Consider the following 19,166-nt stretch of genomic DNA (forward strand, 5'->3'; position numbering starts at 1 on the left):
CGAGGGATGACTGAGCGACCGACGGGAGCGACGGAATCGGTTGGGGAGGGTGTGGTCTGCAGTCGCGGTCCGGTTGCGGTGCCGTGCTGTGCGGGTGCGGTGACTCCTTGGCGTCGGGAGTAGCTAGCTTCATCGACGCTCTCACCGTTGCCGCACGATTTCACTAGCTACAGTAGTAGTCCCGAGAACTGTTTCGGTCTCGAAAGCCCCCTTTATCCACCCCACTGGTGAGTCTGGAACCGAGCGCATCCACGGCGGTTGGTCGGTCCACCATCGCGTATCTAAATCACGAACTGCTCGCCGGTTGTTCGTCGGAAAAACGGTGGGATTGGGATTTGAACCCAAGAGGCATGACGCCACCTGCTTTCAAGGCAGGCGCAATAGGCCGCTCTGCCATCCCACCGCGCGGCCGAAACTACCGACTCGTCCGTCTAAGAACTGTCGGTCTATTCGCGGGCCGCGGGTCGATACCGGCGCGTCGGCTTCGAACTGGAACCCGACTCGCTAGAACGATACGAGCGATACGATTGAATACTTAGGAAACAAATACAATTCTTTGGAACAGGTAAAAGCAGCTAGAAGATAGCTATTGGATGCCGAGAGTATCGAGTGCCGGAAGGCTACTCCCGCGTCAGCGACGGCCCGTCCTCGCCGTCCACGACGCGCAGACCCCACTCGCGGAGCAGGGCCGTGGTGTGTTCCGGAACGACGCGCCCGGCGGACACCCGGGCGTTCAGCGTCGGGACGAGCGACAGCAGGTCCTCGCCGGTCTCGATGCGGGTCGTCGCTGGCAGGAAGCCGACCTCGTGACCGGCGTCGGTGGCGCGGGTCGTCAGCGTCTCGACCTCGGGCGTGGCGTAGGCGTCCTCGAAGTCGATGGTGTCGGTGAACCCGGCGAAGTGGACCCGGCCGCGCTCGCTGGGGCCGAGGACGACCTCGTTGCGCCGGAGTTTCATCGCGGCGCTGTCTATCTCCTTGCGGGTCAGCATCGGCGCGGTGCCGGGCAGGACCGCGGCCGACTGGGCGTCCTCCTCTCCGAGCAGGTACGAGACCGTGTTGCCAGCGCACGCGGCGAACGTCGAACCGACCTGTACCTCGAATCGGGCCTCGTCGGGGTCGGCCAGGGCGTCGGCCGCGAGCGCGCGGACCTCGGCCTCGGCGCTCTGGTCGCCCTCGTACTCGTCGGGCAACGACTCCTCGTCGCGGTAGTTGACCAGCAGTTCGCCGCCGCTTCGCTCGGCGGCCAGCACGGTGTCCTTCAGCGTCGCGGCGTAGAGGTCGGCCGCCTCACGCTCGGAGAGCGGTGACGACTCGGCGAGTTTCGGCAGTACCAGTCCCGGCCGCGGCGGGTCGGCGAAGACCGCGATGACAGTCATACCCTCTCTCGGTGTTCCGCGGCCTTGAAAGTCGTCATTTCCAGGAGCGTCGGTCGCCGGTCGTCACCACTCTTCGGGCCGGATTCCGTCGTCCGCGTGGCGTTCGGCGAAGTCGAACGTCCGGAGGTCGGCCTCGGCTATCTCGTAGGCGTCCTCGTACACGTCGATGACGTCGAAGCGACGGTCGGCCAAGCGTACCTCCGCGCGGTCGTTCGACTGGACGCGATTGAAATCCGCTCGGCTCGTCGCCGTGTTACGACAGCCGTACGACTCGTCCGAAGCGGCGAAGTCCGACCCACAGATTCCGAGAAGGTACGTCACGTCGAAGCGCCGGGCGAGTCGGTCGTGAGCCTCGTCACTCACCACGACGTCGTCGGGTACGCGGACGCTATCACCGACGAAGGCCGGGTCGTACTCCCCGGAGACGAGTCGGTCTCGGCCGTCGAACCGAACGTCGAGCGGTTCGCTGCGAAACCGCTGGCCATCGTGATCCCACGCGAGCGAGACGGCCTTCAGTTGCAGGTGTCCGGTCTCGGCAAACCTGAGTTCGGAGAGGCACCCCGCGAGGCTCCCGACGCCGAGGGCACTGCTGGCGGACGCGAGGAACTGTCGTCTGGAGGGCACGAACGGAACGTCTCTCGGCGTGGAGAAAAAGCCTCGTTTTTTATCACTACGGGCCCTCTCGTCCCGCATGAACTGGTGGAAACCCCTCGCCGCGCTCTCGGTCGCACTGGTCACGTTCGTCGCGGTCGGCGGACTGGTCGGTCTCGCCGCCGCGGTCCTCGGAAGTCTCGCCGCGCTCGCCGTCGTCGGCCTGCTGGTCGTGGCGGTCCTCGCGGCGAGCAAGTGGGGGAGCGCACCGAATCGCTGGTTATCGACGCCCTACTGGGGCCGCTAACTCGATACGGGGACCGCTGACTCGGGATTCACCGCCCGCGCCGACCCTTCGTCTGGCGGTAGTCGCGGTCCATCAGCGACAGGAAGTGGTCCACGAACGCATCGCGTTCGGCGTCCGAGGCGTCGAGTGGGTCGGCCATCGGGACGATTTCGAAGCCTCTGCCCCGAACCGTCGTGGCGTGGTCCTCGGTCACGTCGAACTTCTCGGCCGGCGTGGTGGTGTACTCGGTCGCGATCTCGGCCAGCGCGCGCTCGCCGACCGGGACGAGAATCTCCGGATTTATCTTCCGGATTTCTGCGTTCAGGTAGGGTTCGCAGGTCCGAATCTCCTCGTCGGTCGGCGGTCGCTCGGGGTCGCGGCACCGCGCGAGGTAGGTCACGAAGGCGTTCTCGAGTTCCGGTTCGTCCTCGCTCGGCAGGGAGTTGTTGAGTCCGAGCAGACCCAGGACGTGCTGGAGGGCTTCGCCGCGCTCGTCGCCGGTGAAGGGAACGCCCGTCCGGTCGGCCCCCTCGCCGGGACTTTCGCCGACGAAGAGGAAGTCCGCGCCCACGTCGCCGTAGCCGTGGACGACCTGATCGCGGGTCGCGCAGAGTTCCGGACAGTTCTCGCAGTCGGCGTCCATCCCGAACGGGTTCGCGCGAGTCTGCTGGTTCGCGTCCATCGTCGGAATCAAAGTGACCGCGCGGTAAAAACCGGTCGGAGCGATTCGCCCGCCGAGAACAGGCCACACTACGAGCAGGCAGGTCTTTCGAGAACACCTCGATTACTCGCACCGAACTCCTACCGGGAGTCGTCGGTCCCTGTCGCCTTCCGGAGGTAGGGTTCGACGCGCTCGAAGTGGTCGCCGCGCTCGACTCGACCGCGTTCGGGGTCGAAGGCGACCATCCCGAAGTCGGACAGTTTCGGCAGATGGACGTGTTTGAGCGAGGTCTCGACATGCTGGCGGTCGAGGGAGGTTCGCCCGGCCACGCTGGCGGCGAGGTCGGCGATGGCCACCGACTCCGACTCGGGAATCCCGGTGAGGACGTACCGACGTCGAGGGTCCGCGATTGCATCGAAGCAGTCGCTGACGGAGGGTTCGACCGTCGCCTCGGCCGCGCTCTCGACGCACTCGACTACCGTATCGAACAGCGACGCAATTTCCCGGACCGTCGCCCGGTCGTGGGCCGCGGGCGTCAGGCAGAAGTAGCCCACCGCGTCACGGACGTCGAGCGTCCGGAGCAGGTCTCGGACGAACTCGGTCGCGGTTTCGACGTTCCAGCAGTCGAGGAGCGCCGTCACCGAGTCGAAGTACGCGACCGTCTGTCCGTCGGCGGGCCACGCGTCGAGATACCCCGTTACGGCGTCGCGTATCGCGTCGGCGTCCGTCGGGTCGGCGACGCCCCGGACGACGTTGCGGTCGGTGGGAGTCGCCGCGGCCGCCGACCGCATCTGCTCGCCGACGCTGACGACGCCGACGTTCCGCGGGCGGCGCTCGATACGGTCGCGCCACGTACCGAGAAACTCTTCGGGACCCTCGTGGGTAACGGCCAAGACGTCGGTCGGTTCGTTCTCGGGGAACGAATCGAACAGGAGTCCGAGCGTCGGTAACTCGTCGCGCGTCCGGCGCAGGACGAGCTTGTGCGGGTCCGCGTCTACGCTGGTTCGTACCAGTTTCGTATCTTGCACACCATCACCCCCTCATCCGGCGTCCGATACTGACTCGTCTACGATTCGTACCCGGCCGTCGCTCTGCACGAGGACTTCGAGGCCACAGACGCGGAACGTGACCTGCGAGTTGCCCTCGTGGTCGGCGAACAGTCTGTCGAGTGCGTCCGGGTCGATCTTGTCGGAGAGCGGGATGATGGTCTTCGTCGGGTCTACGTCCGCGACTTCCGCTATCGCCTCGATGACGGTGTCGCTGATCGTCGCCGGACCGTCCGGGTCGTACGACGCGCGGTAGACTCCAGGGTGGTCCGAAGCTTCCGTCAGTCCCGAACTTTCGGTCGTATCGTTTCCCATGTTACTTTTGGACACGTTTCCCGACTCCATCTATTATTACGCATCATCTACTAATAAATTTACGGCGGTTGAGTGAGTTTCGGGTGGTGAGTTGGCGAACGCGACTTCGACCCGGAACTCGGCTACGGAAGGCGGCGTAACGGTTCACGACGATTCGTAACCTCCCGTTACGTTTCGCTCGGCGAGTGAACGCGACGAACGATTACCGCCATTTAATCCGCTCGCGGAGAACTGTTCGTCGGGGGTTTCATGACACAGCAGACATCCCGTCGCCGCTTTCTGAAAGCGGCGGCAGCGACAGGGGCATTGGCCGGTCTGAACGCGACAGTCCTCGCGCAGGGCCAGAACGAAGAGGTAATTCTCCTCGGCGGATACACGCGGGCGTGGCTGGGCTATCGCCTCCCCGGAGGAGAGGAAGCCACCGGGTCGGACAACCCGACGCTGACCTTGCGGGAGGGGACGACTTACACCCTGATGTGGCAGAACGGCGACGGCGTGGGGCACAACTTCGCCATTCAGGACTCGCAGGGAGAGAATCTACAGGTCCTCGAACCGCTCGAGGTCCAGCCGGAGGTGTTCGAACAGATAAACCAGACGGAGGCCACCCAGAACGTCTCGCTCGACGTCTCCGACGGAAACGTCACCGGCGTCACCAACGAGACCGACGGGAATATGACCGGCAACCAGACCGAGGGCCAGCAGACCACGGTGTCGCAAGTCGACAAGACCGAGATTATCTCGGAGCAAGGCGCGGTTCAGGCCGTCCGATTCACTGCCACCAGCGAGATGGCTCAGTACATCTGTCTCGTCCACCCGAACACGATGGTCGGGGACGTCGAAATTCAGGGCGGCGGTGGCGGAATGGAGAACAACAGTTCCGGATAATCGGGTCAAACCGACTTCGCCGGTCCCTCTTTACTCGTTTCGCGGACTACTCGGATGGTAGTCGGTGTCGTACTCGCCCGGCCGGTCGTCTACGCGGTCGGGGTTGATGCGCCCGCCCAGCAGCATGAAGTCCACGAGCGTCAGCGCCAGCATCGCCTCCACGACCGGGACGCCGCGAGGCGGAAGCACGGGGTCGTGGCGGCCGATGACCTGCTCCTCTTTCTCCTCGCCGGTCTCCCAATCGACCGTCGTCTGGGGCTTCGGAATCGAGGTCGGCGCGTGTAGCGTCACCTCGCCGTAGATGGGTTCGCCCGTGGTAATGCCGCCTTGGAGGCCGCCGTGGTCGTTCTCGACGGGAACCGGGTCGGCGTCCTCACCCTCGCCGTCGAACTCCCACTCGTCGTTTCGCTCCAGTCCGGTGTACTCGCGGGCCTCGCGGCCGAGTCCGAACTCGAAGGCCGTCGAGGCCGGAACCGACATCATCGCCTGCCCGAGTCGGGCCTCGACGGAATCGAACCGCGGCGCGCCGAGTCCGCGGGGGACGCCGCGGGCTTCGAAGTAGATGGACCCGCCGATGGAGTCGCCCTCGTCCTGATACTCGTCGATTCGCTCGCGCATCTTCTCGGCCGTCTCGGGGTGAGCGCATCGCACCTCGTTCTCTTCGCTGTGTTCGAGCATCTGCTCGAAGGAGACCTCCGGAGCCTCGATGTCGCCGATCTGGTTGACGTGGGCCTTGAGTTCGACGCCCTCCTCGGCGAGCAACTTCTTGGCGATGGCCCCGGCGGCCACCCAGTTGACCGTCTCGCGCGCCGACGAGCGTCCGCCGCCGCCCCAGTTTCGCGTGCCGAACTTCGCCGAGTAGGTGAAGTCACCGTGGGAGGGCCGCGGCGCGGTGACGAAGGGTTCGTACTTCTCGGAGCGGGCGTCCTTGTTCTCGATGACCATCCCGATGGGGGTTCCGGTGGTGTACCCCTCCTGTAACCCGGACTTAATCGAGACGTGGTCGGGTTCGCCGCGACTCGTGGTTATCATCGACTGGCCGGGTTTTCGGCGGTCCAAGTCGGCCTGTACGTCGTCTTCGTCGAGTTCGAGACCCGCGGGGCAACCGGAGACGGTGACGCCCATCGCCTCGCCGTGGCTCTCGCCGAAGGTGGTTACCTGGAAGAGACGTCCGAAGCTGTTTCCGTTCATTACTGGCTTGTTGGGTGGGGCTGGTATTTATGGTTTGGAGTACATGCAAGTTGGTCCTCGATGGGTCGGGTCTCCGCCGCTTTTGTCTTTCCGGCGTGAATACCCCCAGTGAGAGTGTTATGGTCTGGGAAACGCCCGTCGCTCAGGTCGCCGTAATCGCCGTCACGGTCCTCGGTCTCTGGCTCGGGGCACGGTTTCTCGTCGATTCCGCGGTCCGACTGGCCCGTCGAGCAGGTCTCTCCGAACTCGCCATCGGACTCACCGTGGTTGCGATGGGAACTTCGACGCCGGAACTCGTCGTGACGACCGGTGCGGCGCTCGCCGGTGCGGGTGACATCGCGGTCGGAAACGTCGTCGGGTCGAACATCTACAACCTCGCGTTCATCCTCGGCGTCGTCTCGCTGCTCCGAGTCGTCCCCATCGACCGGTCGCTGGTCCACCGCGACGGACTCGTGCTCGTCGGTTCGACGATCGTCGGATTCGCGGCGATGGGCGACCTGACGGTCGGGCGCGTCGAGGGACTGCTGTTGGTGGGTCTGCTCGTCGTCTACACCGTCTACTTGCTTCGCACGGAGTCACAGGGCGACGTCGGCGAGGAGTCTCGATCCTCCGCCGCGACGCCGCCAGACGGCGGTCGGGACTCGGTCGAGGCGTTCGACGTCGAGCGGAACGCCTCTCTGGGCCGCGACGTCGCGCTACTGGTCGCCGGACTGGCGGTCGTGCTGGTGAGCGGCCACTACATGGTCGAGGCGGCGACCGCGCTCGCTCGTGGGGCGGGCGTCTCGGAGTGGGTCATCGGCGGGACGATAGTGGCGGCCGGCACGTCCACTCCGGAGTTCGCGGTGTCGCTCGTGGCGATGCGACGGGGCCGCCTCGGCGTCTCGGTCGGAAACGTCGTCGGCAGTAACCTCTTCAACCTGTTCGGCATCCTCGGCATCGGTGCCGTTATTCGTCCGCTGGCGGTCTCCGGGGCGGCGCTGGAGAGCATGGCGTGGCTGACGGTCCTCGTCGTCGTGATGGTGGTGGCGCTCTGGTCGGGGCGGCGACTCTCCCGCGCGGAAGGCGGCCTGTTCGCGCTCTCGGAACTGATTCGGTGGGTGCTGGGACTCACCGGAATCACCGGATAATCCTGGACTTCAGCAATGTTATTCGTTCTCAAAGGGCTGTATTCCTTTCTTTCCGCTCACTCTATCAGTTCGTCGGCCCGGACCGCCGCGAACGGTATCAGCATCTCCTCGGGGTGGAGGCCGCCGTGCATTCCGACGTATCCGAGTTCGTCGGGTTCCTCGTCGCCGTACCACGTCCCCAGATTCCGATGGGAGAGCACTACGTCGCCGAGTCGCCGCCGGAACGCCTCGGAGGGCGACACGTCGCCGAACAGCCCCCGGTCGAGAATCTCCGGGCGCTCGAACACCTGCGCGTCCAGGTCCGCGCGCAGGTCCGCGGCGACTTGCTCGGCGCGGCCGTCCCGAAGGTGGAGGTGTACGTTGCGCGGACTCCCCGAGAACTTGATGGGCCCGCCGTCCCCGCCTCGTCGGAGCGCGTCCAGCAGGCCCTCGCGCCGGTCGAGGTTCACGTTGCGGTCGGGGTCGGTGTTCACGTGGCCGTGGTCGGCCGCGACGACCACCAGCGTCTCCTCGGCGGCGTCGAGGCCCGTGAGCGCCGCTTCGACCGCGTCGAACACCTCGCCGACCGTCTCGCGGTAGCTATCCGAGTCGGTCCCGGTCTCGTGGGCCGCGGCGTCCACCTGCGGGAGGTACGCGAAGCAGTACGTGGGAGCGTCGGTCTGCTCGACCGCCTCGGGCACGCGCTCGGCGAACTCGGAACGCGTCTCGTAGCCGTGCCTCGTCGTACCTTCGGGCGTCGTCGCGAAGGGCACGACGTGGTGGGCGGACACGCCAGCGTCGGCGAGTTCGGGGTAGAGCGAGTCTGCTTCGGCCAACTCCGGGCGCGAGATCGTCGGTTCCTCGCCGGCCTTCGTTCGGAAGGGGAGCGCCTCGAACTCCTCGCCGACCGTCGGCTCGTAGACGTTCCACCCGACGACGCCGTGTTCGGCCGGGAGTGTCCCGGTGTGGAGCGTCGTCATCGCCGCGGCGGTCTCGCTCGGGTAGATGGACGTGAGCGGCGTGACTCGCGCCGCCGAACTCAACCGGTCGAGGAACCGGTGGTGGTCGCGCTCGCGTCGCCACTGCCGGAAGCCGAAGCCGTCGACCAGCACGACGAGGACGTTCCTGACGCCCGCCGCGTCCACACCGTCCAACACGTCTTCGGGGAGCGTCCGACCCGTCCCGACGCCGAGGGGCGACGCCACGGTGTGCGGAACGTTAGCGAAGCAGTAGCCGTCGTAGTCCGGAAAGAGGTAGCCGTCTTCCTCGAACTCCCGCCGGAGGTCGTCGGCAACGTCGGTTCGGAGCATTCGCCGGGGGTTCGAATCGTCGGAAAAAGTACGTTTCGATGGTGTGGGAAGCAACTACGAAGTAGAGTGGAGGGAACGAACGACAGCAACGTAGGAAAGTCGGTTCGGAAAGGGCCCGCCCGAGGTGAGTTAGTCACAGAATCTCAGCCACGCTGATTGGCCAGTCTGCCAGTACGGGGTTAGAGGGACCGTTCGCGGGGGTTACCGATTCACGGTCGCGCCGAGGTCGTACAGCACCTCGAAGAAGTCCGGGAACGACACGTCCACGTGTTCGCCGCCGGTTATCGTCGTCGGGCCGTCGGCCGCCAGCGCGGCCACCGAGAGCGCCATCACGATGCGGTGGTCGCCGCGGCCGTCCACGACGCCGCCCTCCAACTCGCTCTCGTCGCCGTGAATCCGAAGCACGTCCTGGCTCTCGTCGGTCGTCGCGCCCAGTTTCTCCAGTTCCTCGGCCATCGCGCTCACCCGGTCGGTCTCCTTGTACCGGACGTGTTCGCAGTTGACGATGCGGGTTTCGCCGTCGGCGACTGCGCCGAGCGCCGCGATGGTCGGCAGGAGGTCGGGCGTGTCGCCCACGTCCACCTCGACGCCGGAGAGGTCGGAGCGTTCGACCGTGATGATTCCGTCGTCGCGGTTCCAGTCCACGTCCGCGCCCATCCGCCCGAGGACGCCGACGATTTTCGAGTCGCCTTGCGCGCTCGGGTACGCACCCCGGACGCGGACTGGGTCGTCCTCTTCGGCCGCGACCGCTCCGGCCCCGAGCAGGTACGAAATCGAGGAGAAGTCACCGGGGACGTGATACTCGCCGTCCTCGGGTTCGTAGAACTGGCCGCCCTCGACGTGGTAGGTTCCCCCACCGCCACCGACGCCTTCCTTCCCCGCTTCGACGCCGAACTCGTCGAGGAGTTCGAGCGTGATGTCCACGTACGGCGCGGACTTGAGTTCGGTTTCGAGTTCGACTTCGATACCCTCGTCGGTGATTGCTCCGGCCATCAACAGCGCCGAGACGAACTGCGAGGAGACGTCGCCGGGCATCGACACCGACCCGCCCGAGACGGGTCCCTCGACCACCAAGGGGGCCTGTCCGTTGCCGCGGGTACTCTCGGCGTTCCCGCCCAACTCGTCGATGGCTCGGAGGAGCGGGCCGTGGGGCCGCGAGCGAAGGGAGCTATCGCCCGTGAGGACCGTGATACCGTCGGCCAGTGCCGCGGTCGCCGTCACGAGTCGCATGGTCGTCCCGCTGTTCGCGCACTCGAGCACGTCGCCGGGAACCTCGGGTCGGCCGTCGAACCCGTCTACGTCGAGGTGGTCGGACTTCCGAGTCACGTCCCCGCCAAAAGCATCGACCGCTCGCATGGTCGCCTTGGTGTCGGCGCTCACGAGCGGGTCGTAGACGAGCGCGCCGCCGGAGTACCCCGCGGCCAGAATCGCCCGATGAGTGTAGCTCTTCGAGGAGGGCGCGCGGGCCGTCCCCGAGAGCGTCGATGGGTCTATCTCTACGTCCATGTGCGGCCCGACGACCCGAGGGGGTATCAGAATACCGGAGGACGCAACTTACCGTGCGGAAAGTCACCGCACGACCGTCACGGGCACCGTCGCCCGCCCGACGATGTCCTTGGCGGTGCTTCCGACGAATCCCTCGTACTCCTCGGAGAGGCCGCGATGACCGACGAAGATGGCGTCGAACTCCGCGTCCTCGGCGTACTCGGTGATGGCCTCGACCGGTTCGCCGTACAGCATACCGGTCTCGACCTCGACGCCCGTTTGGTCGCCGACTTCGGCGGCCTCGTCGAGCACATTCTGGGCCTCCTCCTCGGCGTCTTCCACGTCTTCGGCGACGAGTTCGTCGGCGGCCTCGGCGTAGCTCATCGGCGGGTCGTCGCCGCCGGTGAAGAACTGCTCGGGCACGACGACGCTGATGGCGATTACCGACGCGCCGGTCGCGGCCGCCTGCTCGACCGCGTACCGGAGCGCGTCCATGCTGGGTTCGGAGCCATCGACCGCGACGAGGTACTTCATACTCGTCGTTCGACGCGAGCGATGATTTGGATTGTGGCTCGTTTCCGGCAAATCGCCCACGAGAGGAAGCCTCAGACCTCGCGCTCTCGGTCCGGACGGTCCATCGCGTCGGCGATGCGCTCGACCGCTCGGACGAATCTGGCCGCGAGGTAGAAGAACCGCCAGAGGAGGTACGCCCCGAACAGCCAGACCACGAAGGTCACGCCGAGGAGCGGCCGGTTTGCGATTACGAGGCTGTACAGGAATGCAAGAACCGCGAGGACGCCGAGCGCGGCCCTGAGGACGACGGAGGGTTCGCGCGCACGCTTCGATGGTTCGTCTGCCGACATATCTGCGGTCTCGAACGCCGGGACCGAATAGCTTCGGACTCTCGCCCGGAGAAAGTTTTTACCGGGTCGGCGAGAGTGGCCGAACATGCCACCGTCGAGACGCCGCGCCCTCCACCTCGGCGCAGTCGCCCTCGCCGGGTCGGTCGCCGGATGCACGTCCGGACTGCTCGACAGGGAGTCCGAACCGACCGAGACGACCACCGGGAAGCAGTCGGCCGACGATTCCACCAGCGACCCCACGACCCACGCCCTCGGCGTGGACACCTCGCTTCCGGAGGGGTCGGTCGAGTTCCCCGAGGGACCGAAGTCCCGGCCCGAGCGCCCGGCCGACCTGACCGCCGAGTCGGTCCGCGAGTTCGTCGCAACCTTCGAGCGTCGGTGGGTGTACAACGAACTCTACCGCGACGACTCGACCACGGTCCATCGGGAGTGCGGCGTCGATTCGGTCGCGGAGTACGGCGAGGGCTTCCGAGTCGTCGCGTGGTGTTCGGCGTGGGCCAACACCGGCCGCGGCGAGACGACCATCCACGCCGACTACTTCACCCAGTACGCCACCTACTTCGTCGGCCCGGAGTCCACGGTTCGGCGGGACGGAAAGCCGGGAGCGCGGGAGTGAGAGTCACAGTCGTCGGAGGAATTCCGGGAGAGTTTTCGGAGTTAGTGTAGAGAACATCGTTTAGAAAGCCCGCGACCGGGCGGCCCCATTCAGTCCACCCAGACTGTCTATCGTGTCACCGAGCGCCTTCTGGTGGACGTCTCACCGAGCGCGTGCTGTCAGGTCGCGTCCCGTTCCGGAACCCGTATCGTTTTCCCGTTCGCGTGGCTTTCGGTGGGTATGTACCCGGACCTGTCACCGCTCTCGGACGCGCTCGCCGACGCCGACGTGGACGGCTATCTGCTCGACGCCGACTCGGGCGAGTCCGACCAACTGTACCTCTCGGGCTTCGACGCACCCGACGAGTTCGTCACCCTCTACACGCCAGACGGGACGTTCCTCTTGGTCTCGGGACTGGAGTACGGCCGCGCGACCGAGGAGAGTCGCGCCGACGAGGTAGCCCGACTATCTGATTACGGCTTTCAGGAGAAGGTCGGCGAACACGGCCAGACCGAAGGACGAAATCGCACCTGCGCCGCGTTCCTCGCGGACCGCGCCGTCGAGTCGGTCGCCGCGCCCGAGCGATTCCCGCTTGGCACCGCCGACGGACTGCGCGAGCAGGGCGTCTCGGTCGAGGTGCTGGACGAGGACGTGGTGACTCAGATTCGCGCGACGAAGACCGACGAGGAAGTCGAGTCCGTCCACGAGGCTCAGCAGGCCAACGAGGCCGCGATGCGGGCGGCCGAGGAGATGCTCGAAGCGGCCAGCGTCGAGGGCGGCGAGTTGCACTACGACGGCGACGTGCTGACCAGCGAGCGCGTCAAGGAGGAAATCGAGGTCACGCTCCTGCGCCACGGGTGCGCGCTGGACGAGACCATCGTCGCCTGCGGAGCGGACGCCGCCGGGCCGCACAACCGCGGGAGCGGTCCCCTCGAAGCGGGCGAGACCATCGTCATCGACATCTTCCCGCGGAACAAGGCCAGCAAGTACCACGGCGACATGACCCGGACCTTCGTGAAGGGCGACCCGAGCGACGAGGTCCGGCGCAGGTACGACGACACCTACGAGGCGTTCGAGGCCGCGCTCGACGCTCTGGAACCCGGCGTCACGGGCGAGGAGGTCCACGACGCGGTCTGCGACGTCTACGAGGAGAAGGGCTACGACACCCTCCGGAGCGACCCCTCGGCGGAGACGGGGTTCATCCACAGCACGGGCCACGGCATCGGACTCGACGTTCACGAACTCCCGCAGGTCAGCCCCAGCGGCGGCGAACTGAAACCGGGCCACGTCGTCACCATCGAACCCGGCCTGTACGACCCCGACGTGGGCGGCATCCGTATCGAAGACCTCGTGGTCGTGACCGAGGACGGCTATCGGAACCTGACCGACTACCCGATTCGGTTGCAGGTGGAGTAGGGAATCTTCCGGGAGGGCGAGGACTCTTCGTTCTGTTTCTCGACATCTTCTACCTTCCCGGCGCGCGCTGGCGCGGCGCGACCGTGTGCCGCGCCAACCGCACGAGGTCGTCGGCGCGGAGCGCCGCCTGCTCGGAGGACGTTGTTTGTCCTCCGGTGTCTGCGGCGACGGACGTGACGCAGGCTCGGGAGACGACCCGCGTCTTCCGGTGTCTGCGCGAGCGGAGCGAGTGCATGCTCGTCGGAGCGTGCCTCCGACGGTGGACGGCAGCCGCGGATGCCGCCGGCGAGGCTGGGAGCGTGAGGCTGTCGCGGTTGCGGAGCAGTGCGGTCTTCCGTGGCTCGAGGAGTAGATAGCTTCTTCGTCGTTTACGTCGTTCCGCAGATTCGGTCTCGGTTGGCTCGCGAAACATTTAACTTCTCTGACCATTCCACTCCTCTCCGCGAACGTCACAACGTCCAACGACTGCCACAACCGGCAAGTGTCCGTCTAGCGAACTCGGAGTCCATGCTCCGACAGCTGACCGAAAACGACGAGTCACGGGACAAGCCACAACGCCGCGACGGGGGGACGTTGCGGAGAGGACTACCCTTCGCGCTCGCCTTCGCCGTGGGATTTTTGCTCGGTAAACGTGGAGACGACCGATCCGACGCCGGGACGTTCGAGCGCGGAGAGGGCCAGTTGAGCGAGGAGGCGTCCGAAATCCGCGAACGAGCGATGCCCGGCGAGGAGGGCGAGTCCGCCACTGGCGAGAGCGAGACCGAAAGCGCCGACGCCGAGGGAGCGACCGACCAGCCGAGTTCGATGGGGAGCGTCTCCGGTGAGCAAGTGCGCGAAGAAGAGCGCGAGGGCGAGGAGACCGGAGCAGAGGAGAGCGAGGCCGAACAAGCGGAAGAAGGAGAAACAGAGGTCGAGGGAGAAACAGCGACCGAAGGCGAGGTAGAAACCGAGACCGCCGAAATCGACGAGGAGGTGGCCGCGCTCTCGCCGCCGACGACTCACGGGATGCCGATGCTCGGTCTCGGCACCTATCAGATGGACGAGTACGACGAGTGCTTCGAGAGCGTCCAGCGGGCCATCCGGATGGGGTACCGGCACCTCGACACCGCGGAGGGGTACGACAACGAGGACGCGGTAGGAGACGCCATCGCGGAGTCCGAGGTGGACCGCGATGACTTCTTCGTGGCGACGAAGATCAGTCCCCAAAACCTCGACTACGACCACGTGCTGACGAACGCGGCCGAGAGCTTCGACCGACTCGGCGTCGATTTCGTGGACCTGCTGTACGTCCACTGGCCGACGGGCGAGTACGAGGCCAACGACACCCTCGAAGCGTTCGCGGAACTCCGCGAAGAGGACCTCATCGGAGAAATCGGCGTGAGCAACTTCACCGTCGAACTGCTGGAGGAGGCCATCGAAGTCGCCGACGAGCCGATCTTCGCCAATCAGGTCGAGATGCATCCCCTGCTCCCGCAGACCGAACTCCGGCAGTTCTGCGCCCAGGACGACGTGGACGTGGAACTGGTCGCTTACTCGCCCATCGCTCGCGGCGACGTATCGGACGTGGAGGAACTACAGGAGGTCGCCGACAAGCACGACGCGACCCCACAGCAGGTCAGCCTCGCGTGGCTCCGCGAGAAGGAGGTCACGGCCATCCCGAAGGCGACCAGCGAGGACCACCTCCGGGAGAACTGGCTCAGTCTCGACGTGGAACTGGACGACGAGGACGTAGAGAAGATAGACTCCATCGAGGAGCGCGAGCGCATCGTGGACCCCGACGAAGCGCCGTGGAACCAGTAGGACGGGACCACGCGCTCCGAGCGGAGCGAACCCCTTTTGACACCCGACCGGCTATCCACTCTCGATGAAGCTACTCGTCGTCGGTGCGGGCGAGATGGGCCGGTGGTTCGGCGAGATCGTCGCGAGCGAACTCGACGCGGACGTGGCGTTCGCCGACGCCGACCCCGAGGTGGCCGAGGCGGCCGCCGAAGCGGTCGGCGAGCGGTCGGTCTCGCTCTCGACCGACGAGCGGTTCGACGCGGTGTGCGTCGCAGTCCCCATCTCGGCCGCCAGCGAGGCTATCGAGCGCCACGCGGCGAAGGCCGAGCGCGCGCTCCTCGACGTGACCGGCCAGATGGCCGACCCCGTGGGCGCGATGGCCGCGGTTGCGCCCGACCGCGAGCGCGTGAGCCTCCACCCGCTGTTCGCGGCGGCCAACGCGCCGGGGAACGTGGCGGTCGTGGCCGACGAGTCAGGTCCCGTCACCGACCGGATTCTCCATGCGCTCGAATCCGCGGGCAACCGACTGGTGGAGACGACGCCAGCCGAACACGACGAGGCGATGGAGACGGTGCAGGCCGGGACGCACGCGGCCGTCCTCGCGTTCGCCTCGGCGGCCGAGGACGTGCCCGAGGGACTGACGACTCCGGTGTTCGAGGACCTGTCGGCGGTGGCCGAGCAAGTCACGGGCAACGCGCCGTCGGTGTACGCCGAGATTCAGGCGACGTTCGACGGGGCCGAGCGCGTGGCGGAGGCCGCGACTCTCCTCGCAGACGCCGACGCCGACGAGTTCGCGGAGTTGTATCGAGCGGCCGGAGGGACCGCGGAGAAGACCGGCACCGAGGAGACAGAGCGATGACGAAGACAAAACGACGGACGTCGGAGGGAAAGATGACGGAGAGCACGACGGCGGAGGTAGGGCGATGAACGACGACCGACGCGAGAAGATTCGAGAGAACGCGAAGTACCTCCGGGAGGTCCGACCCATCGACCCCGACGAGATTTCGGAGTACGTCGAAGGGCAACCACACCCCGGCGTCGTCCGCCAGACGCTCCGCGAGGAGGCCCCGTCGCTCGGACTGGTCGAGCGCGAGGACGGCACCTTCGAACCGGTGGAGGAAGGCCCGATTACGCCCGCGTTCCACGGCGTCGAGGCGTTCCCCACGGAGTACGGCCGCCGCCTCGAAGACCTGCTGGTCGAGCGATTCGGTCCGGACTGGCAGACCGGCGAGTCGGGCGACCGACTCCGCGAGACTATTCGGCGACTCAAGGAGGACTACTTCCGAAACAACCCCGTGGAGTACGACGAGACGGCCGCGCTCGGCTACGCCGTCTACCACCTGCCGGACAACTACGCGGTGGCGCAGTACGTCCTCCACGAACTCGCCGAAGCGGGACTGGTGGGTCGCCACCTCCGGATTCTCGACGTAGGCGCGGGCGTCGGCGGCCCGGCGCTCGGAATCGCCGATTACCTGCCCGACGACGCCCTCGTGGAGTACGAGGCGGTCGAACCGAGCGATTCCGCCGCGGACGTGTTCGAGCGCGTGGCGACCGACGCCAGTCGGAACGTCCACGTCGAACTCCACCGGGAGACGGCCGAAGAGTTCGAACCGGGCGAGAGCGACGCGTTCGACCGGGCCGAACGCGGTGCGTTCGACGCCGAGGACGGTCGGGAGTACGACCTGATGCTGTTCGCCAACGTCCTGAACGAACTGGACGACCCCGAAGCGGTGGTCCGGCGATACCTCGACGCCCTCGCCGACGACGGCGCGCTCCTCGCAATCGAACCCGCGGACCGCGAGACCAGCATCGGACTTCGGAAGGTAGAGCGCGCCGTCGCCGACGACGCGCGGGCGGCCACCGTCTTCGCGCCCACGCTCCGACTCTGGCCCGACGGGCGCCCGACCGACCGCGGGTGGTCGTTCGACGTGAAACCGGACCTGGAGGTGCCCGGGTTCCAGCGCAAACTCGACGACGCCGCTGGCGCGTCCCGCGAGTTCGTCAACGTGGACGTGCAGTTCTCCTACTCGATTCTGCGCCCCGACGGCCAGCGCAAGGCCGAGTTCACGGCCGACGCCGAGCGCACGGCGAAGATGGCCGAGATGGACCGCCACGTCACCAACCGCATCGACCTCGTGGCGGTGAAACTCAGCCACTCGCTCGCGGAGGGCGACCGCAACCCCCTCTTCAAAATCGGCGACGGGAGCGAATCGGAGGACCACTTCGCGGTCCTGACCAACGAGACGTCGCTGAACAGCGACCTCCGGACAGCCGACTACGGCGACCTGCTGGCGTTCGAGGGCGTGTTGGCCCTCTGGAACGACGACGAGGACGCCTACAACCTCGTCGTGGACGAGGAGACGGTCGTGGACGGGATTCCGGTATAGGTTTTCTTCGTTCTAAGTATATTTATTTAGTACTAAACACATATATTTCTTTCCTAGAATCATGTACATGCGTCTATCGACCGTCTTTCGAACCGTCACGTCCCACTGGACGCGCCGAGTGAGCGCCGACAGGCGCGAACCGACGGGGAAGTCCGGGTCGCGGTGGAGTTGCGGTACGGTTGCGGTGGAGTTGCGGTACGGTCGCGGTACGATTGGGTGGAGCAGTAGCTAGCGAACTCGTCGGTTTCAGTCGGATGAGTGTCTGACGAGGGGTAACAGTTACTCGGCCGAATGGCTGAGGGTCGCTAGCTATTCCTAGAGCCAAGGAGTAACCGCGCCGCCCCGCACCGCGACCGCAGGCCTCACACCTCCCCAACCTCCTGCGCTTCTCGGTCGCTCCACTCCCTGCGATGCTCGTCCCTCGCGCGCATGGGCGCGGCGCACGAGCGCCGCGCCAGCGCGCGCCGGGTGAAGGTATCACAGGGTCGTCGTTATCACAGGGCTGTCGTTATCACAGGGTCGTCGTAGTCCCCGGCGGGCGTTGCCGACTCGCACGACTTTTAGCGGGCGAGACGAGAACGACGTGTATGGCAACCTTTCGCTCGTTCGACGGCCTCCGCGACGCGCTCGCGGACGCCGACTTCGACCGGCCACCAGCTATCGTCTGCAACGCCCACGTCACCGGGTTGAGCGTGGCTCGCGCGCTGAAGGCACGCGACGTGCCCGTCATCGCCATCGACCGCAACGAGAAGGGAGTCGCGCCCTATTCCGACGCCGTGGACTTCGCTGGCCAGGTTACGTACCCGCTGGACGACGAGGAGGGCTTCCGCGACGACGTGGAGGCGCTCGCGGCCGAACTCGACCACGACCCCGTCGCGTTCGGTTGTATGGACGAGTGGGTCCACGCCTTCTCCCGGACCGAACCCGAAGGCGTCACCCTCCCGTTCGCCGACCGCGAGACCATCGACCGCGTGCTGGACAAGGAGTCGCTGTACACCGTGGCCGAGCGACTGGACGTGCCCTACCCCGAGACCTACCGCATCGCCGAGACCGACCCCGCGGAGACGGGCGGAGCGCGCGGTCCTGCGGGAGACGACCGCGAGAGCGTCCCCGCGGCCGAGGCCGCCGAGCGACTCGGCTTCCCCCTCGTGGTCAAGCCCGCCCTGAAGCGCAAGTTCTCGGAGGCGGTCGGTACAAACGTCATCGAGGTCGGCGACGAGGCCGAGTTCGAAGACGTGGTGGCCAACGCCGCCGCGGAGGGCATCCGCGTGATGGCCCAGGAGAAGGTCCCGGCCGTGCAGGGCGAGGACTGCTCGCTGGCCTCCTACGTCCCCGAGACGGGGGAGGCCGTCACCTTCGTCGGAAACGCCCGGGTCCGGTACCCCCTCGGCTACGGCACCTCCTGCGTCGTCCAGCGCGCCGACGAACCGGACGTGAAGCGAAACGCGCTGTCGGTCCTCGACGAGACCGGCTACCACGGCATCAGCGAGGCCGAATTCCTCTACGACGGCGACCGCGAGGAGTACGTCCTCATCGACGTGAACACCCGGCCGTGGAAGTGGATCTCCCTGCCGGTGCAGGCGGGCGCGAACCTCCCGCTGGCGGCATACGCCGACGCCGTGGGCGAGGAGTACGAGGCCGACGAGGTTCGGGACGCGCGGTGGGTCTACCTCGCCGACTACCTCAAGGCGCTGAACACCGACGGATTCGGGGACGTGCTGGCCCGAAACGACTGGCTCTCGCTCGTCTCGGGCGACTTCGAGGCGAGCGAGGACCTGACGACCGGGGTGTATCGGCCCTCGGACCCCGCTCCGGCGTACCAACTGCTCAGCACCGAGTTCGGCACGCAGGAGTACTACTGTTCCTGCTAGACG

General features: G+C 66.5%; 20 protein-coding genes and 1 tRNA gene. 9 read left to right on the forward strand and 12 right to left on the reverse strand.

Translation table 11 applies throughout. The features are described 5' to 3' along the window. Window positions 1-320 precede the first annotated feature (320 nt). The 3 genes from E2484_RS21740 to E2484_RS21750 form a co-directional block, all read right to left on the reverse strand. Window positions 321-403 (reverse strand) — tRNA-Ser (locus tag E2484_RS21740). 217 nt (window positions 404-620) lie between these two features. Further along, window positions 621-1,376, reverse strand: coding sequence for a TIGR04282 family arsenosugar biosynthesis glycosyltransferase (locus E2484_RS21745; protein WP_137287292.1), 756 nt, complete (start codon window positions 1,374-1,376; stop codon window positions 621-623). Window positions 1,377-1,439: 63 nt separating this feature from the next. Further along, window positions 1,440-2,000 carry a hypothetical protein gene (locus E2484_RS21750; RefSeq protein WP_137287293.1) on the reverse strand — a complete coding sequence of 187 codons (561 nt, stop codon included), beginning with the start codon at window positions 1,998-2,000 and terminating at the stop codon, window positions 1,440-1,442. A gap of 67 nt (window positions 2,001-2,067) precedes the next feature. Between E2484_RS21750 and E2484_RS21755 the strand changes: the two genes are divergently transcribed. Then, on the forward strand, window positions 2,068-2,274 hold the full coding sequence (locus E2484_RS21755; RefSeq protein ID WP_137287294.1) for a hypothetical protein: 207 nt from the start codon (window positions 2,068-2,070) through the stop codon (window positions 2,272-2,274). 28 nt (window positions 2,275-2,302) lie between these two features. Here the strand turns inward: E2484_RS21755 and E2484_RS21760 are convergent, their stop codons facing one another. From E2484_RS21760 to E2484_RS21770, 3 genes are all read right to left on the reverse strand, one after another. Then, window positions 2,303-2,935 carry a uracil-DNA glycosylase gene (locus tag E2484_RS21760; protein WP_137287295.1) on the reverse strand — a complete coding sequence of 211 codons (633 nt, stop codon included), beginning with the start codon at window positions 2,933-2,935 and terminating at the stop codon, window positions 2,303-2,305. 119 nt (window positions 2,936-3,054) lie between these two features. Further along, the gene (locus tag E2484_RS21765) at window positions 3,055-3,942 is read right to left on the reverse strand and encodes a DUF7504 family protein (RefSeq protein ID WP_137287296.1); all 888 of its coding nucleotides are present in this window, start codon (window positions 3,940-3,942) and stop codon (window positions 3,055-3,057) included. A 12-nt stretch (window positions 3,943-3,954) separates the two neighbouring features. Beyond that, complete coding sequence (locus E2484_RS21770) at window positions 3,955-4,275, reverse strand: HalOD1 output domain-containing protein (protein ID WP_137287297.1); 321 nt, start codon at window positions 4,273-4,275, stop codon at window positions 3,955-3,957. A gap of 249 nt (window positions 4,276-4,524) precedes the next feature. Between E2484_RS21770 and E2484_RS21775 the strand changes: the two genes are divergently transcribed. Next, window positions 4,525-5,160 (forward strand): twin-arginine translocation signal domain-containing protein, encoded by a 636-nt coding sequence (locus tag E2484_RS21775; RefSeq protein ID WP_137287298.1) that lies wholly within the window; start codon window positions 4,525-4,527, stop codon window positions 5,158-5,160. Between the two features lie 30 nt (window positions 5,161-5,190). Here the strand turns inward: E2484_RS21775 and aroC are convergent, their stop codons facing one another. Beyond that, a complete protein-coding gene (gene aroC / locus E2484_RS21780; RefSeq protein ID WP_137287299.1) occupies window positions 5,191-6,351 on the reverse strand; it encodes a chorismate synthase in 1,161 nt (386 codons plus the stop codon). Window positions 6,352-6,470: 119 nt separating this feature from the next. Between aroC and E2484_RS21785 the strand changes: the two genes are divergently transcribed. Next, window positions 6,471-7,478 carry a calcium/sodium antiporter gene (locus E2484_RS21785; RefSeq protein WP_137287300.1) on the forward strand — a complete coding sequence of 336 codons (1,008 nt, stop codon included), beginning with the start codon at window positions 6,471-6,473 and terminating at the stop codon, window positions 7,476-7,478. A gap of 56 nt (window positions 7,479-7,534) precedes the next feature. Here E2484_RS21785 and E2484_RS21790 read toward each other — a convergent pair whose 3' ends face one another. From E2484_RS21790 to E2484_RS21805, 4 genes are all read right to left on the reverse strand, one after another. Further along, window positions 7,535-8,767 carry an alkaline phosphatase family protein gene (locus E2484_RS21790; protein WP_137287301.1) on the reverse strand — a complete coding sequence of 411 codons (1,233 nt, stop codon included), beginning with the start codon at window positions 8,765-8,767 and terminating at the stop codon, window positions 7,535-7,537. A 201-nt stretch (window positions 8,768-8,968) separates the two neighbouring features. After that, complete coding sequence (gene aroA / locus E2484_RS21795; protein WP_137287302.1) at window positions 8,969-10,273, reverse strand: 3-phosphoshikimate 1-carboxyvinyltransferase; 1,305 nt, start codon at window positions 10,271-10,273, stop codon at window positions 8,969-8,971. 63 nt (window positions 10,274-10,336) lie between these two features. Further along, on the reverse strand, window positions 10,337-10,786 hold the full coding sequence (locus E2484_RS21800; RefSeq protein ID WP_137287303.1) for a universal stress protein: 450 nt from the start codon (window positions 10,784-10,786) through the stop codon (window positions 10,337-10,339). 71 nt (window positions 10,787-10,857) lie between these two features. Next, window positions 10,858-11,115, reverse strand: coding sequence for a hypothetical protein (locus E2484_RS21805; RefSeq protein ID WP_137287304.1), 258 nt, complete (start codon window positions 11,113-11,115; stop codon window positions 10,858-10,860). An 85-nt stretch (window positions 11,116-11,200) separates the two neighbouring features. Between E2484_RS21805 and E2484_RS21810 the strand changes: the two genes are divergently transcribed. Beyond that, entirely contained in the window at window positions 11,201-11,731 is a 531-nt protein-coding gene (locus E2484_RS21810; protein WP_137287305.1) for a hypothetical protein, read from the forward strand. Window positions 11,732-11,950: 219 nt separating this feature from the next. Continuing rightward, on the forward strand, window positions 11,951-13,126 hold the full coding sequence (locus E2484_RS21815) for a M24 family metallopeptidase (RefSeq protein ID WP_137287306.1): 1,176 nt from the start codon (window positions 11,951-11,953) through the stop codon (window positions 13,124-13,126). A 49-nt stretch (window positions 13,127-13,175) separates the two neighbouring features. On the opposite strand, the gene E2484_RS21820 is transcribed toward E2484_RS21815, so the two are convergent. Then, window positions 13,176-13,361 (reverse strand): hypothetical protein, encoded by a 186-nt coding sequence (locus tag E2484_RS21820; RefSeq protein WP_137287307.1) that lies wholly within the window; start codon window positions 13,359-13,361, stop codon window positions 13,176-13,178. 770 nt (window positions 13,362-14,131) lie between these two features. Here E2484_RS21820 and E2484_RS26210 point away from each other — a divergent pair. From E2484_RS26210 to E2484_RS21840, 4 genes are all read left to right on the forward strand, one after another. After that, window positions 14,132-14,926 carry an aldo/keto reductase gene (locus E2484_RS26210; RefSeq protein ID WP_137287406.1) on the forward strand — a complete coding sequence of 265 codons (795 nt, stop codon included), beginning with the start codon at window positions 14,132-14,134 and terminating at the stop codon, window positions 14,924-14,926. A 64-nt stretch (window positions 14,927-14,990) separates the two neighbouring features. Then, window positions 14,991-15,764 (forward strand): prephenate dehydrogenase/arogenate dehydrogenase family protein, encoded by a 774-nt coding sequence (locus tag E2484_RS21830; RefSeq protein ID WP_137287308.1) that lies wholly within the window; start codon window positions 14,991-14,993, stop codon window positions 15,762-15,764. 64 nt (window positions 15,765-15,828) lie between these two features. Further along, window positions 15,829-17,292 (forward strand): small ribosomal subunit Rsm22 family protein, encoded by a 1,464-nt coding sequence (locus E2484_RS21835; RefSeq protein ID WP_137287309.1) that lies wholly within the window; start codon window positions 15,829-15,831, stop codon window positions 17,290-17,292. A gap of 587 nt (window positions 17,293-17,879) precedes the next feature. Continuing rightward, window positions 17,880-19,163 (forward strand): carboxylate--amine ligase, encoded by a 1,284-nt coding sequence (locus E2484_RS21840; protein WP_137287310.1) that lies wholly within the window; start codon window positions 17,880-17,882, stop codon window positions 19,161-19,163. Window positions 19,164-19,166: the final 3 nt, after the last annotated feature.

The sequence above is a fragment of the Halorussus salinisoli genome (genome assembly GCA_005239435.1).
Taxonomy (GTDB): domain Archaea; phylum Halobacteriota; class Halobacteria; order Halobacteriales; family Haladaptataceae; genus Halorussus; species Halorussus salinisoli.